The sequence below is a fragment of the Cytophaga aurantiaca DSM 3654 genome (assembly GCF_000379725.1).
Classification (GTDB): Bacteria; Bacteroidota; Bacteroidia; order Cytophagales; family Cytophagaceae; genus Cytophaga; species Cytophaga aurantiaca.
Genome location: NZ_KB903663.1, coordinates 54,535 through 68,380, shown reverse-complemented (window position 1 = coordinate 68,380; position 13,846 = coordinate 54,535). Strand labels below are relative to the sequence as shown.

Here is a 13,846-nt window from a genome sequence, read left to right as displayed (position 1 = left end):
AATATGTCAAATATAGTAGCCATAGTTGGTAGACCCAATGTTGGTAAATCAACACTGTTCAATCGGTTGGTTGGAGCGCGAGTTGCCATCATGGACGATGAGAGCGGTGTAACAAGAGATCGTCATTACGGTGATGCAGAATGGTGCGGTAAATTCTTTACTGTTATTGATACAGGAGGATATGTAACAGGTTCAAGCGATATTTTCGAAGGACAGATCAGAGACCAGGTCGATATTGCAATTCAAGAAGCAGATGTAATTTTATTTATTGTTGATTCGGATGTAGGTGTACATCATTTAGATTCAGAATTTGCAAATAAAATCCGTCGTTCTAAAAAGCCTGTGATCTTGGTTGCAAACAAATCAGACAATCACAATCGTTTGCACATGAGTGCAGAGTTTTATGAATTGGGTATGGGTGAAGTTTGGCCGATCTCTTCTCAAAACGGTACAGGTACAGGAGAATTGCTGGATGAAGTAATTTCTCATTTCAAAGATGACGGCGAAGAAGACCCAAATAAAGGCATTCCAAAAATTGCTGTATTAGGTCGTCCGAATGCCGGAAAATCTTCTTATGTAAACGCATTGTTGGGAACGAGCCGCAGCATTGTTACAGACATTGCAGGTACAACAAGAGATTCCATTACGTCACATTATAATGCTTTTGGTAAAGAATTCATCTTTGTTGATACGGCTGGTATTCGTAAGAAATCCCGTATAAAAGAAGATGTGGAATTTTATTCCATTCTGCGTTCAGTAAAAGCATTGGAAGAATCGGATGTTTGTGTGATCATGATCGATGCCGAACGTGGTATTGAATCTCAGGATATGAACATCATCTGGATGGCCCATAATAATAAGAAGGGGATTGTGATTCTGGTAAATAAGTGGGATTTGATTGAAAAAGACTCAAAAACGGCTCAGGAATTCCAGGAAAACATCCGTCAGGCGTTAAAACCAATTGATTATCCGTTGATTATGTTCATTTCTGTATTGAACAAACAGCGTTTATTCCAGTCAGTTGAAGCAATTATGAAGGTTTATGACAACAAAGGTAAGCGTATTGCAACATCTGAGTTGAACGATAAGATTCTTCCGGAAATTGAGTACAATCCACCGCCGGCAACAAAACAAAAATACGTTAAGATTAAATATATTACACAGCTTCCAACGAAATCGCCGACGTTTGCCTTCTTCTGTAATTTGCCTCAGTACGTAGGAGAATCGTATAGTAGATTCCTGGAACATAAAATCAGGGACTATTTTGATTTTGAAGGAGTTCCGGTTTCTATTGTATTCAGAAAAAAATAATACATAAAACTTAAAGGGGCTTTATTGAAATTATCGCAAAATATCTGCTTTTAAATAAAAAAAAGATGCAGATGTCTTGGATAATTGAAAAAAGTACTAAATTTGTAAACGAAAATAAACTATAAATTATTACAATCATGACAAAAGTATTCGCATTATTATCTGTTGCTGCAGTATTTGCTTTCGCATCTTGCGCAGAAAAAGCTCCAGTAGAAGTTACTACTGATTCAGCTGCTGTAGTTGTTCCAATGGATACTACTCCTGTAGTAACTACTGTTGATTCAGCTAAAGTTGACACTACTAAAGCTGCTCACTAATTCACCGGACTTCGGTCCATTGAATTATGAAAAAACCGCTCCATGAGCGGTTTTTTCTTTTTTATATACTTCGTACCTTAGGGCATGCGTTCTACCCCGGACATACTTCGTGCCCATTTGCCGCTTGCAGCAATTGACTACTCTATAGAACTATGGCGTTTGGGTAGGTTCCATTTTAAAGCCAGCCGCGACAGAGAAACAAAACTCGGTGATTACACCTTCGACCCAAGAACAAAAAAGCATACCATCACCGTAAACCGGGGATTGAATACCTATTCCTTTTTAGTAACCTATTTACATGAAGTAGCACACTTGGTAACTACCATCCGCCATGGTTTGTCTGTAAAGCCTCATGGCGAAGAATGGCAATCTGCTTTTAAAGAAGTTATGTATCCCATTTTAAAACCGGAAGTGTTTCCGGCAGATGTATTGCTCGCGTTGCATTTGCACATGTTCAACGAACCCTCCGCTTCTTCATGTGGGGATGTGGCATTAATGAAGGTCTTGAGCAGATACGATAAAGATGCGCATGAATATATTTTCCTTGAAGATTTAAAAGTCGGCGATGTGTTCCTGATAAAAAATGATTTGTTTAAAATTGAAGCATTTAAACAAAAACGCGCACTTTGTCTGCAACTCGCAACTGGCCGAAAATACACGGTTGCAAAGGCAATGCAAGTGAAGAAAGGTAGCTCGGATGTGTAATCGATATAGTGGTGAAGTTGATAGTACGTACTCCCTTCTCTCTTCAGGAGAAGTGCTGGGGATGAGGCTTTAGTATGAACTGAATTAAAATCTTATTCGTATAAATAGCGCACTCCTCACCGGCCTCATTTCAAATTGCGTTAAGAAATTTTGGTTCATGGAGCTTTTTGAACGCTGCAACTAGTCTTTTTTCAAGACGGTTTTGCAGCGTTAGCGGAATGAACCAAAATTTTAGCTTATTTGAAATCAGCCTTGATCTTTTGGTTCTTTTGCATCAAGGCAAAAGAACGGAAGAATAAAAAAGAAAGACGAATAGATTTAAGAGAGGAATTCTTGAATCTATTTTATAAATAAACAATTTATGAAAAAAGTATTAATCCTCTTCGCTCACCCGCGAATGGAGAAATCCAGAGCGAATAACACCTTACTAAAACATATTCCCTCTGCAGCGAATATTACCTTTCATGATTTGTATGAATTGTATCCGGATTTTAATATCGATGTAGAAACCGAAAAACAATTGTTGCTGGAACACGACATTATTATATGGCAGCATCCTTTTTATTGGTATAGCTGTCCACCGTTGATGAAGCAGTGGATGGATATGGTATTGGAGTTTGGCTGGGCATATGGTCCGGGAGGAACTGCGTTGAAAGATAAGATCGTCTTTAACGTGATGACTACCGGTGGAGCAAATGCAACCTATAATGCAGAAGGGCATAATCGTTTTACCATACAGGAATATTTAAGACCGTTTGAACAGACTGCGTATTTGTGTAAGATGAAATATTTTCCACCGTTTTTAGTGCAAGGCTCACATCGCTTAACAGACGAGGAATTACAGCGCTTTTCTAAACAGTATGTTATTTTATTAACGAAAATGTCGGAAGGTACTTTTGAAGAATCTCGTATGAATGAGATTAGGTTTTTAAATGAAATTTGTATGAAACCGGTTTAACAATAGTATTATGGGAAATGGTTTTTTATTTCAGGCTGTTATTTATTTAAGTGCAGCTGTAATATGTGTTCCGATTGCGAAACGGTTTGCAATGGGATCTGTTTTGGGTTACCTCATAGCAGGCATGCTGATCGGCCCGTTTGTATTGGGTTTCATCGGGCATGAAGGGAAAGACATTATGCACTTCGCCGAATTTGGTGTGGTGATGATGCTCTTTTTAATTGGCTTGGAATTAGAGCCCGCACATCTCTGGAAGATCCGCAAGCAGATCATTGGCGTTGGTTTATCGCAAGTGCTGATTACAACTGCAGTTGTAATGGCAATTGGTATTGCGGCGAGTTTGCTGTGGCAAAGTGCATTGGCAATTGGGTTTGCATTTGCAATGTCATCCACTGCAATTGTATTACAATCGTTGAAAGAGAAAGGATTGATGAAAGAGCCTTCGGGTGAGTTTTCATTTGCGGTGCTATTATTTCAAGATATTGCCGTTATTCCAATTCCGGCAATTCTACCTCTACTTGTATTTCTTCCTATTACAAACTCCATAGATACACATGGGGCAGGTGGTATTGAAGAATTACCGAAGTGGCTGCAGACGGGTGCTGTACTTGCTGCCGTTGGTGTAATTGTATTGGTTGGAAGATATGCAATTGTGCCGATGCTGCGATTGATTGCTAAAACACACATGCGTGAACTGTTTACAGCGAGTGCATTGTTAATTGTTGTTGCAATTGCATTGTTGATGCAGCAGGTTGGATTGAGTCCGGCGCTTGGAACATTTCTTGCAGGTGTTATTTTAGCGAATAGCGAATTTAAGCACGAACTCGAATCAGATCTGGAACCTTTCAAGGGCTTGTTGTTGGGCTTGTTCTTTATATCCGTAGGAGCATCCATTGATTTTAATTTGATGTATGCACATGCGGGAACAGTAGCTGTATTAACATGTGCTGTGATTTTTATTAAAGCCATTGTATTGTTCCTGATAGGTAAAAAAGCAAAACTGAGTTTAGATCAAAATTTAATCTTTGCAATTGGCTTATCTCAGGTAGGTGAATTCGCTTTTGTATTGTTTTCATTTATCGGAAGCCACAATATTTTAACGCAGGAACAAACAGACATGATGATGGCTGTAACAGCACTCAGCATGACGATAAGTCCATTGCTGTTGATTGTCTTAGATAAATGGGTCTTACCAAAAGTGCGTGCTGCAAAGAATGAACAAACAACAAAACGAGCAGATCGTATTGAAGAACGAAACAATGTATTGCTTGTAGGCTTTGGACATTTCGGAACTACACTTGCGCGTTTTTTGCGTGCGAATGGAGTTGTGGCGACGGTGCTGGACAATAGTTCAGATCAAGTAGACTTATTGAGGAAGATGGGGTTCAATGTTTTTTATGGAGATGCAACGCGTGTAGATATTCTGGAAGCAGCAGGAGCAGCTGAAGCAAGTATACTTATCATTGCTATTGATTCTCCGGAAACCAATTTAGAGATTGTTAAAATTGTTAAACAGCATTTTCCAAATTTAGAGATCATGGTACGTTCTAAAAATAGAATGGATACGTATGAATTATTGGATGAAGGAGTCGAAAATATTTACCGCGAGCATTTGGATACGTCTATTCGTTTGGGCGTGGATGTAATGAAAAAATTAGGCTATAGAACCTATTCAGCTTTTCGTGCAGGGCAAAATTTTATCAAATACGATGAAGCTGCATTACGCACATTGTCTAAAAACCGAAAAGATATGAAGGTATATATTTCGGATGTGCGCGAGCAGATTGCATTACAGGAAGAGTTGTTGCAAAGCGATAGGCAAATAGTGCCGTCTGCAAACGATCATGCCTGGGATAGTAAAGAAATGCGTGATAAAATTCTGGAAATGGACAACCAGAAAAAAAAGTAAACTATTGGACTAGCGCAATGACTTATGTACCTTTATGTTATAATGACATTTAATAAATAATATATATACAACTTAACTTACATTGAATATGAAGCAGATTTTTATACTCCTTACGGTATTGTTTTTAGCCGGATGTTCTTCTACAACTATGCAGAGCAGCTGGAAAGCACCGGGAGCGACATACACAAAAGAACAATTTAAAAAAGTAATGGTAGTTGCTCTTTTTAAAGATGAAACAACAAGAAGAATTGCGGAAGATAAAATAGCTGCAAAAAATCCTGCTTTTAGAACTTCATATATGAACCTTGGTCCGGATCAACAAAATATGGATGAAGCATCATTTAAAGCATTCGTAAAAAAAGAAGGATATGATGGTGTGTTGACCTTGCATTTAGTAGACATACAAAACAGTACTTCCTATGTGCCTGGTACGTATCAAGGCGGCTACTACGGCTGGTACGGAATGAACTACGGAGGTTTCTATTCACCGGGTTATTATCAACAGGATAAAAACTACATCGTTGAAACAAACGTGTTTTCAGTTTCACAGGATAAATTACTTTGGTCGGGTGTAACATCTACATTAAATCCGGTAGATATTAACAGAACGATTGATGAAATATGGGATGCTGTAATTACAAGAATGAAAAGAGAAAAATTCATTGTAATGGAGAAATAGAAACAAATTCCAAATCACAAAACACAAATTCCAAACGAACGGCATTCACTATTCGTTTGGAATTTGTGTTTTGTGATTTGTTTGTTTTAATAAAGTTATCCTAGTCTCTTCTGAATCAGCGTTTCTACTGCCTTACAAAATACCTGCGGACTCATTGTTCTCCAATTCAACACTTCAAGTGTTCCGCCGAAATTAATGTAATAATCAAGATTGAATTTTTTCCATTCTTCTAATACGTGTTCTCTGAAATTAACAGCAGCGATCCAGCCATCTTCAATTTCTTCAAACCATTCAGCATAATATTCATCATCACTTCCGTGGAAGTTCATAATGTTCTCGCCGATGAGAATGTATTTTGTAATTCCTTCTGCAACTAATAAATCAATGACATTGCGCTTCAGATGCATGATGTCGTTGTGTAAGGTGTCGTTCCATTCGCCGAGCATTTCGATAACAGCGATCTGTTCATCGTAGTCAGCAAAAAGTATTTTTACATACAATGTTTCCGAACCAATGAAATCCCATAATGGATGAATGTAGTATCCATAAATGGCATTGGTATAAGCTTCGGTATTGTATTCCGCTTCATAAAAAGGAGATCGAGGATCTTCGTTTGAAGAATAATTTTCTTCCCAATTATAAAACGGTTCAATCTCATGCATGGCCCTTGTATGCGTTTATTGCGTTGCGAACGTTATTTCCGTTTTCTTCCAGTAATTTTTTTGCTGTATCTGCATCAATGGATAATTCCTCCACGATCATACGCACACCACGGTCAACAAGCTTCAGATTGCTCAATTGCATATCCACCATTTTATTGCCTTTCACTTTTCCTAACTGTATCATGACAGCAGTAGAGATCATGTTTAAGGCAAGCTTCTGTGCTGTACCTGCTTTCATACGTGTACTGCCAGTCACAAACTCCGGTCCGGTTACTACTTCTACAGGGAAGTCACAGGCTGCAGCAACGGCAGAGCCCGGATTGCAAACAATACAACCTGTATTGATACCAGCTTCCTTTGCAGCTTTTAAGCCGCCAATCACGTAAGGAGTTCTGCCGGATGCTGCAATACCTATTACTGTATCCGTTGTGTTAATATCATATTCTTTTAAATCCAACCAAGCTTGTGTTGCGTTGTCTTCAGCAAATTCAACTGCTTTGCGTATGGCACTGTCACCACCTGCAATGATTCCAACGACCATGCCTTGCGGTACACCATAAGTAGGAGGGCATTCCGAGGCATCCACAACACCCAGTCTGCCGCTGGTACCGGCACCGATATAAAATAATCGTCCGCCGTTTTTCATACGTAGTACAATAGAATGGATCAGCGCTTCTAATTGCGGCAATGCTTTCTCTATCGCAAGCGGCACTGTTTTATCTTCTTTATTGATGTTTGCTAATAAATCTGTAACAGACATCTGTTCCAGGTTTGAATAGTTCGAAGAGGATTCCGTTATATTCATAGTATGTGTTTCAAATGATATTCTTTTAACCCTTTCATCGGGTCATCAACAATTTTATCAATATGTACTTTTTTATCTGCAGCAACCTTTTCCAATGCTTCTTTTAAATGCAAGCCGATAGAACCGATAAAGCGCACAGGTAGTGTTGAGAAATTTTCATATCTGCAAATACAGTTGTCAAATAACAAACGGAAATTTTCTTCAATTAATTCGTTTATATATTGGTCAGATTTATGAAGAATCGCAAACGGTGCAAGCGAAGCCAGATAACGGTTTGGAAAAGGTTTTTTATATACTTTATCCATGATATCACTTTTACGATCGGCGGTGAATACTTCAAAGCGGCCACGTATATCAGGCGGCATAGATTCTCTTATGTAGTCGCGTGCCAATAGTTTTCCTAAGAAACCGCCGCTGCCTTCATCGCCCATATACAATCCAAGTGAATTGATGTTTCTTAAGATCTTTTTTCCATCGTAATAACAGGTGTTTGATCCAGTCCCGCTAATGCAGCAGATGCCTGCTTCATCGCCAAGCACCGAACGTGCCGCAGCGATCAGATCGCTATCTACATGTACGGTACAATTGTTGAATAGGGGAGAGATAGCACGTGCAACGACTGCTTGTTGTGCAGGTAATTCACAACCGGCTCCGTAAAAGTAAACGGCTGTGATCAAACTGATCTGCGGAAGATTCGGGACCAATTCTTTTTGTAATGCTTCCTGAATTTCTTCTACTGTTTGATAATATGGATTTATACCGGTAGTGCGAATGGAAAAATCTTCCCCCGATTTTTTCCCGGTGAACAACCAGTTTGATTTTGTAGAACCACTATCGACGATTGCAATCATGTGTGTTTAGTTACTAGGTGCTAGTTACTAGTTGCTAGACTAGTAACTAGTATTTTTGTCTTATTTGTTAATTTTATATTCTTATCTAGTTACTTGAAACTAGCGCCAAGAGACTAAAGTCTAGTACCTAGAAACTGGAAACTACTTAGTAACTAGCCGTCCTACCACCGTAAATGTATCAAAGACATTTTGTGTATGCGGTGCGTCTTCCATTTCGTCTGTTAAGTCCTGTCCGGCCCAGTGTTCATAATGCTTTCCATTGCGCCATAATCTCGAAAGCGAAACATCGTAGATCAATCCTTTATACGCACACCAGATCTCCGGTTTGTCTTGTCCGTTGCGTAAAGCCAACTGACTTTTGGTGTACTCCTTTAGAGACGAAGGATCAGATGAGTTTAGCATGTGTATTGATCCAACGGTATGGTAGTTCGCCGCGGTTAGCAGTTAAGTAATCCGAATAAGAGCAAGGAATAATAGAGTTACGTGCGTACTGATGTTTGTTGTTCGGGAAGGGAACTTCCATCCACCATTTTTCCGTTTGCAAATGTTTGTAGAATGTTAACAGCGATGGTTCGCCTTGCATTGGAACGATGTAACGAACATACTTATCACCTGCAAAATCAGTGTCGTCTTTACGGTTGTAAAATCCTTCAATGAAATACCAGATCATAGTTGCTACAACAGACGCTGTTTGCTTGCGTTCATCAAACAACGGATTGTATTCGTAAATACCAACAGAGGTTAGTTTTGAATTCAATCCTGCATACCAACAAATCTGACAGGCTTCTTCACCCGTTAATCCGAATGGCTGTGCGTTTGCATTGCCTGCCGCATCACTGCTTCTGATCGCAGTAACGTCAAAGCTCAACATATCGGCATCACGAATAACCGGTTCTACTTCCTCTAAGCCTTCACGCATCTGTCCGATGCGATACATTTCAAAGTAAAGTTTTTCAAGAACATTTAATGTTTCCTGATCGGTTAAATAGGTTTGATAGGCTAATTGAGAAAAATTGAAAAGGAAGTTTGGCTCATGAAGTAAAATACGATGTAAGTGTGTTTTACTGATATCTTCCGTTGGAATGTTCATGTCAATGTGTGCATCCACATTCAACACACTTATTAATTTATTCGTATTTGCGTACGCTTGATATTGTCCTAAATCCAGATCATGTGTGCCGCCAAAAAGCACAGGAATAATATTCAGTTCTAATAAATATTCACATACTTCTTTAATGCGCAGATAACTTTCTTCCACATTAATACCTACGCGCAAATTGCCAAGATCAACAATGTTATTGCTGCCGGTACCTCTTCTGAGTCTGTATAATTTATTTCGAATTTCGGCCGCTCCTTTTTCTGCACCCTGATTGGTTGTAGAACCGCGCTCTTCGGATAAACCTACCAGTGCAATATGCACACCAGACAATTCCGGAAATGTATCTTTGTAATAGCTAATGGTATTGGCAAATATATATGGCTCTAATAAATCGGAAGGTTGCAGTTCAATAGAAACAGGATCAAAAAAGATGCGAAGATTCATGTGCTAGCGTATAAATTGATATGTGTAAATATAATGAAGTGAATGAATATAATGAAGGAATTGGGAGAGAACTAAAGTCTTAAAAAATACGAGTTACAACCGCTGCTAATTGCTATAAGATCATATCAATCATTGAAATCAAATAAATCAGCGGTTCAGACAATCTACTTAAACAACTGCTTCCACGTGCCTTTCTCCCAACTATACTTCAGCGTACTGGGCAATGCTTTAAACCAATACTTATTAACTTCTACTGCGAAAGAAGGCTGCATGTAACAGTTGATCGTACATCCTTCACAGGCATCAAGTTTGCCTTCCTGTGCAATGATGGCTTTAACTTCTTTTGAATGGTAGAGTTCAAATAAGTTGTTGTTGATATCAAAGGCGTCAGTACCCAAATGATAACAAGGAAGGACCAATTTATTTTCAGGAGAAATGACTAACGTTGAGGATGCGGCTTTGCAAACAGGTGATTCCACGTGGTTCCCACCATCCAGACGTAATTGAATAAATGCTTCGTTGATGTAAATATTCTTCTGCTTTGCCCAATAGCTTAACGTATCAAGATCTTCTTTCTTCAAACTTGTTCCGACTTCAACCTGATTGTATTCAAACGATGGATTTAAGATCAGTATTAAATTATTCGGCAAGCAGATCTCTTCATACATGCGTTTGATCAAATGAATGTTGTGATCAAAGACCGTGAAAATAATATCCGGACGTTCGCCCAATTGCTTACTGATCTGTATGGATTCCATTACAAAATCAAAACAGGCAACACCGCGTAATGTATCGTGGACTTCTTTATCCGGCGAATCCAGCGAAAAATGCAGCATGTCTACCAAACCTTTCAAACGCTCGGCCCATTTGGGATACAGCAGTGCATTTGTTGTAAGCGTTGTGATCATGCCATGCTTTTTAGCAATGCTCAAGAGTGTATCGATGTCTCTGTGCAGCAACGGCTCTCCACCCGTAAAATCAATAACCTTAACACCAAGGCGCTTCAGATCGCGGATATTTTGTTCCGCAGTTTCAAGGGTTACATAGGGCGAAGGTTTTTCCCAGATGTCACAAAAATTGCAGGTGGCATTGCACCGGTATGTGACGTAGTAATTACATAAAACGGGTTTTGAGAGGATACGCATAGATCTACTGCAAGGTAGTAAGTATTCTGGCTAAATGACAAGCGCTTGTTTTGGTGCAGAACATGGAATTAAAGCTATAAGCATGTTTATAAATAGTATGGGTATAATCCAAAAAAAAAAGGATTTATTACATTTAAAGCAATTTTAAGGGTATTTGGTGGTCGGTTTTATGCTTTTTTTGTATATTTAAAACTTCCTTTTAGGAGGGAAAGAAATGTATCCAACTACAAAGAAATAAACAAAATATTATGGTTGAAAATGTAAAAAGCAAAGCGCTTACTGGCGTTATCACTGGCGATCAGGTTCAGAATCTATTTGCAGATGCTAAAAAGGCGAAGCTTGCATTCCCTGCAGTAAACGTAGTAAGTACTGGTACTGTGAACGCAGTATTGGAATCAGCAAAAGCTGCAAACTCTCCTGTTATTGTTCAGTTCTCTAACGGTGGTGGTCAATTCTATGCTGGTAAATCTTTACCAAACGGAAATCAGGAAGCTTCTATTGCAGGTGCTATCTCTGGTGCGCACCACGTACATCAGGTATCTGAATTGTATGGTGTAGGTGTTATTTTACATACAGATCACGCAGCAAAAAAATTACTTCCATGGATCGACGGTTTGTTGACTGCTGGTGAAGCATTTTACAAAGCACATGGCAAGCCATTGTATTCTTCTCACATGTTGGATCTTTCCGAAGAGCCTCTACATGAGAACATCGAAATCTGCAAAAAATACCTTGAGCGTATGAGCAAAATCGGTATGACACTTGAGATTGAATTAGGTGTTACAGGTGGCGAAGAAGATGGCGTTGACAATTCTGGTATTCACCAGGATGAATTATATACAAAGCCTGAAGAAGTTGCTTATGCATACGAAGAACTTATGAAAGTAAGTGATAAATTCACAATTGCAGCAGCATTCGGTAACGTACACGGTGTTTACACATCTGGTAGCGTGAAATTAGAGCCGAAAATTTTGAGAAAATCTCAGGATTTCATCAAAGCTAAATACGGTCGTACAGAAGAAAATCCATTGGATTTCGTATTCCACGGTGGTTCTGGTTCTTCTCAGGAAGAAATCCGTGAAGCAATCGGTTACGGAGTAGTTAAAATGAACCTTGATACAGATTTGCAATGGGCATTCTGGGAAGGTGTATTGAAGTATTACAAAGGAAACGAAGCATTCTTACAAGGTCAGATCGGTAACCCTAAAGGTGCAGATCAGCCAAATAAGAAATTCTACGATCCACGTGTTTGGTTACGTAAAGGTGAAGAAACATTTGTAGCTCGTTTAAATAAAGCATTTGAAGATTTGAATTCATTCAATGCAAATTCTAAAATGGGATACTAATTTCCTTCAGAATTAATTTCTATATTGAAAGGGATGTGTAAAAACATCCCTTTTTTATTTATTTCATTTCAAACTATAGAGTAACAATAATTGTTTAATTCCGTAATACACATTATTGGATTACTGTAAAATGAGGGCGAACAATATGGAAAAAATACAGCAGCAGGAAGCAACGCTAATAGAAAAAGAAGAATTATCATCCATTTTATTTTCAAAAATAGACGTATTAGAAGATCCTGTAAAAAGAAGATTAAGACAAATATATTTAGAAAAGGCAGAACGATTGGGAAATGCATATCACGGGAAAGTGAAAATGACGTTTTTTACAGAAGATAAGAAATTAATGAAGGTGCATACTACGATCTGGTCGGCAGATCAGCAATATATTACGCTGAAAGGCGGTATTCATATTCCTACCATAGCGATTGTAGAAGTAGAATTCAGTTAAGCAAAACAGATCACACATAATAAAAAAGTCATCCCGATAGCTATCGGGATGACTTTTTTATTATGTGTGATCTCACTTATATCAGATGATCAGCATTACATCACCGTAGCTTAAGAAGTTATATTTTTCCTTAATGGCAGTTTTATAAGCTTTCGTCATCAAATCATAACCACCAAACGCGCAAGCCATCATGTACAATGTAGATTCCGGCATGTGGAAGTTTGTAAGCATTGCATTCGCAATTTTAAAGTCATATGGAGGGAAGATGAAACGATCAGTCCATCCTGCATTTTGCTTCAAACGGTTGTTTGCTGAAACAGAAGATTCCAATGCGCGCATACACGTAGTGCCAATGGCACACACACGTTTTTTTGAATCCAATGCTTTGTTTACCACTCTAACAGTTTCTTCACCAACAATGAAATTTTCAGAATCCATTTTGTGTTTCGTCAGATCTTCAACATCAACTGTTCTGAATGAACCTAAACCAACATGCAACGTTAATGGAGAAAAGTTAATGCCTTTGATTTCCATGCGCTTCATTACCTGTTTTGTAAAGTGTAAGCCTGCAGTTGGCGCAGCTACAGCTCCTTTAGCTTCAGCAAAGATGGTTTGGTAACGATCTTTGTCAGCCTCTTCAACCGGACGTTTGATGTAACGTGGCAATGGTGTTTCTCCAATCGTTTCAATGATCTTTGCGAAATCTTCTGAATTTCCATCAAACAAGAAGCGGATGGTACGACCACGTGATGTTGTATTATCTACTACTTCAGCAACTAAATCGCTATCGCCAAAGTATAATTTATTCCCTACACGAATTTTACGAGCTGGATCTACTAATACATCCCAAAGGTGCAATTCAGCATTTAATTCGCGTAATAAGAAAACTTCAATTTTTGCACCCGTTTTTTCTTTATTACCATACAAACGAGCAGGGAAAACCTTGGTATTGTTCATAACCATGATATCACCTTCGTCGAAGTAATTGATAATGTCTTTGAAAATTTTGTGTTCGATGGTTCCGGTTTTGCGGTTGATAACCATCATTCTTGCTTCATCTCTGTTTGCAGCGGGGTGCTGTGCAACAAGATCCGCCGGTAAGGCGAATTTAAATTCTGATAATTTCATTTAATATTACGGTATTAAATTTTTAAGTATAAAATATAA

15 protein-coding genes are annotated in these 13,846 nt (G+C 38.6%); 8 read left to right on the top strand and 7 right to left on the bottom strand.

All coding sequences use genetic code 11. From position 1 onward, the window contains the following. The first annotated feature begins 3 nt into the window (after window positions 1–3). From der to A3EE_RS0116040, 6 genes are all read left to right on the top strand, one after another. Window positions 4–1,311, top strand: a complete 1,308-nt coding sequence (der, locus tag A3EE_RS0116065) for a ribosome biogenesis GTPase Der (protein WP_018344466.1) — start codon at window positions 4–6, stop codon at window positions 1,309–1,311. A 137-nt stretch (window positions 1,312–1,448) separates the two neighbouring features. Further along, window positions 1,449–1,628: a hypothetical protein gene (locus tag A3EE_RS0116060; RefSeq protein ID WP_018344465.1), complete on the top strand. Its 180-nt coding sequence runs from the start codon at window positions 1,449–1,451 to the stop codon at window positions 1,626–1,628. Window positions 1,629–1,712: 84 nt separating this feature from the next. Then, window positions 1,713–2,333, top strand: a complete 621-nt coding sequence (locus A3EE_RS0116055) for a SprT-like domain-containing protein (RefSeq protein ID WP_018344464.1) — start codon at window positions 1,713–1,715, stop codon at window positions 2,331–2,333. Window positions 2,334–2,694: 361 nt separating this feature from the next. Next, window positions 2,695–3,291 carry a glutathione-regulated potassium-efflux system oxidoreductase KefF gene (gene kefF, locus A3EE_RS0116050; protein ID WP_018344463.1) on the top strand — a complete coding sequence of 199 codons (597 nt, stop codon included), beginning with the start codon at window positions 2,695–2,697 and terminating at the stop codon, window positions 3,289–3,291. A 10-nt stretch (window positions 3,292–3,301) separates the two neighbouring features. After that, complete coding sequence (locus tag A3EE_RS0116045) at window positions 3,302–5,200, top strand: monovalent cation:proton antiporter-2 (CPA2) family protein (protein ID WP_018344462.1); 1,899 nt, start codon at window positions 3,302–3,304, stop codon at window positions 5,198–5,200. Window positions 5,201–5,288: 88 nt separating this feature from the next. Next, window positions 5,289–5,879: a hypothetical protein gene (locus A3EE_RS0116040; protein ID WP_018344461.1), complete on the top strand. Its 591-nt coding sequence runs from the start codon at window positions 5,289–5,291 to the stop codon at window positions 5,877–5,879. A gap of 95 nt (window positions 5,880–5,974) precedes the next feature. On the opposite strand, the gene A3EE_RS0116035 is transcribed toward A3EE_RS0116040, so the two are convergent. The 6 genes from A3EE_RS0116035 to A3EE_RS0116010 form a co-directional block, all read right to left on the bottom strand. Then, complete coding sequence (locus A3EE_RS0116035; protein ID WP_018344460.1) at window positions 5,975–6,541, bottom strand: hypothetical protein; 567 nt, start codon at window positions 6,539–6,541, stop codon at window positions 5,975–5,977. Beyond that, window positions 6,534–7,346, bottom strand: a complete 813-nt coding sequence (gene murQ / locus A3EE_RS0116030) for an N-acetylmuramic acid 6-phosphate etherase (RefSeq protein WP_018344459.1) — start codon at window positions 7,344–7,346, stop codon at window positions 6,534–6,536. The genes A3EE_RS0116035 and murQ overlap by 8 nt, the downstream gene beginning before the upstream one ends. Beyond that, entirely contained in the window at window positions 7,343–8,197 is an 855-nt protein-coding gene (locus A3EE_RS0116025) for a hypothetical protein (RefSeq protein ID WP_018344458.1), read from the bottom strand. Before A3EE_RS0116025 ends, murQ begins: the two co-directional genes overlap by 4 nt. A 141-nt stretch (window positions 8,198–8,338) precedes the next feature. Next, window positions 8,339–8,599: a cytochrome b5 domain-containing protein gene (locus A3EE_RS0116020; RefSeq protein ID WP_018344457.1), complete on the bottom strand. Its 261-nt coding sequence runs from the start codon at window positions 8,597–8,599 to the stop codon at window positions 8,339–8,341. Then, a complete protein-coding gene (locus A3EE_RS0116015) occupies window positions 8,583–9,740 on the bottom strand; it encodes a formimidoylglutamase (RefSeq protein ID WP_018344456.1) in 1,158 nt (385 codons plus the stop codon). The genes A3EE_RS0116020 and A3EE_RS0116015 overlap by 17 nt, the downstream gene beginning before the upstream one ends. A 164-nt stretch (window positions 9,741–9,904) precedes the next feature. Then, complete coding sequence (locus tag A3EE_RS0116010; protein WP_018344455.1) at window positions 9,905–10,885, bottom strand: radical SAM protein; 981 nt, start codon at window positions 10,883–10,885, stop codon at window positions 9,905–9,907. A gap of 248 nt (window positions 10,886–11,133) precedes the next feature. Here A3EE_RS0116010 and fbaA point away from each other — a divergent pair, with 248 nt between their 5' ends. Continuing rightward, a complete protein-coding gene (gene fbaA, locus A3EE_RS0116005) occupies window positions 11,134–12,231 on the top strand; it encodes a class II fructose-bisphosphate aldolase (RefSeq protein ID WP_018344454.1) in 1,098 nt (365 codons plus the stop codon). 145 nt (window positions 12,232–12,376) lie between these two features. Then, on the top strand, window positions 12,377–12,679 hold the full coding sequence (locus A3EE_RS0116000) for a hypothetical protein (protein WP_018344453.1): 303 nt from the start codon (window positions 12,377–12,379) through the stop codon (window positions 12,677–12,679). A gap of 81 nt (window positions 12,680–12,760) precedes the next feature. Here A3EE_RS0116000 and queA read toward each other — a convergent pair whose 3' ends face one another. Beyond that, window positions 12,761–13,807 (bottom strand): tRNA preQ1(34) S-adenosylmethionine ribosyltransferase-isomerase QueA, encoded by a 1,047-nt coding sequence (gene queA, locus A3EE_RS0115995; RefSeq protein ID WP_018344452.1) that lies wholly within the window; start codon window positions 13,805–13,807, stop codon window positions 12,761–12,763. Window positions 13,808–13,846 lie beyond the last annotated feature (39 nt).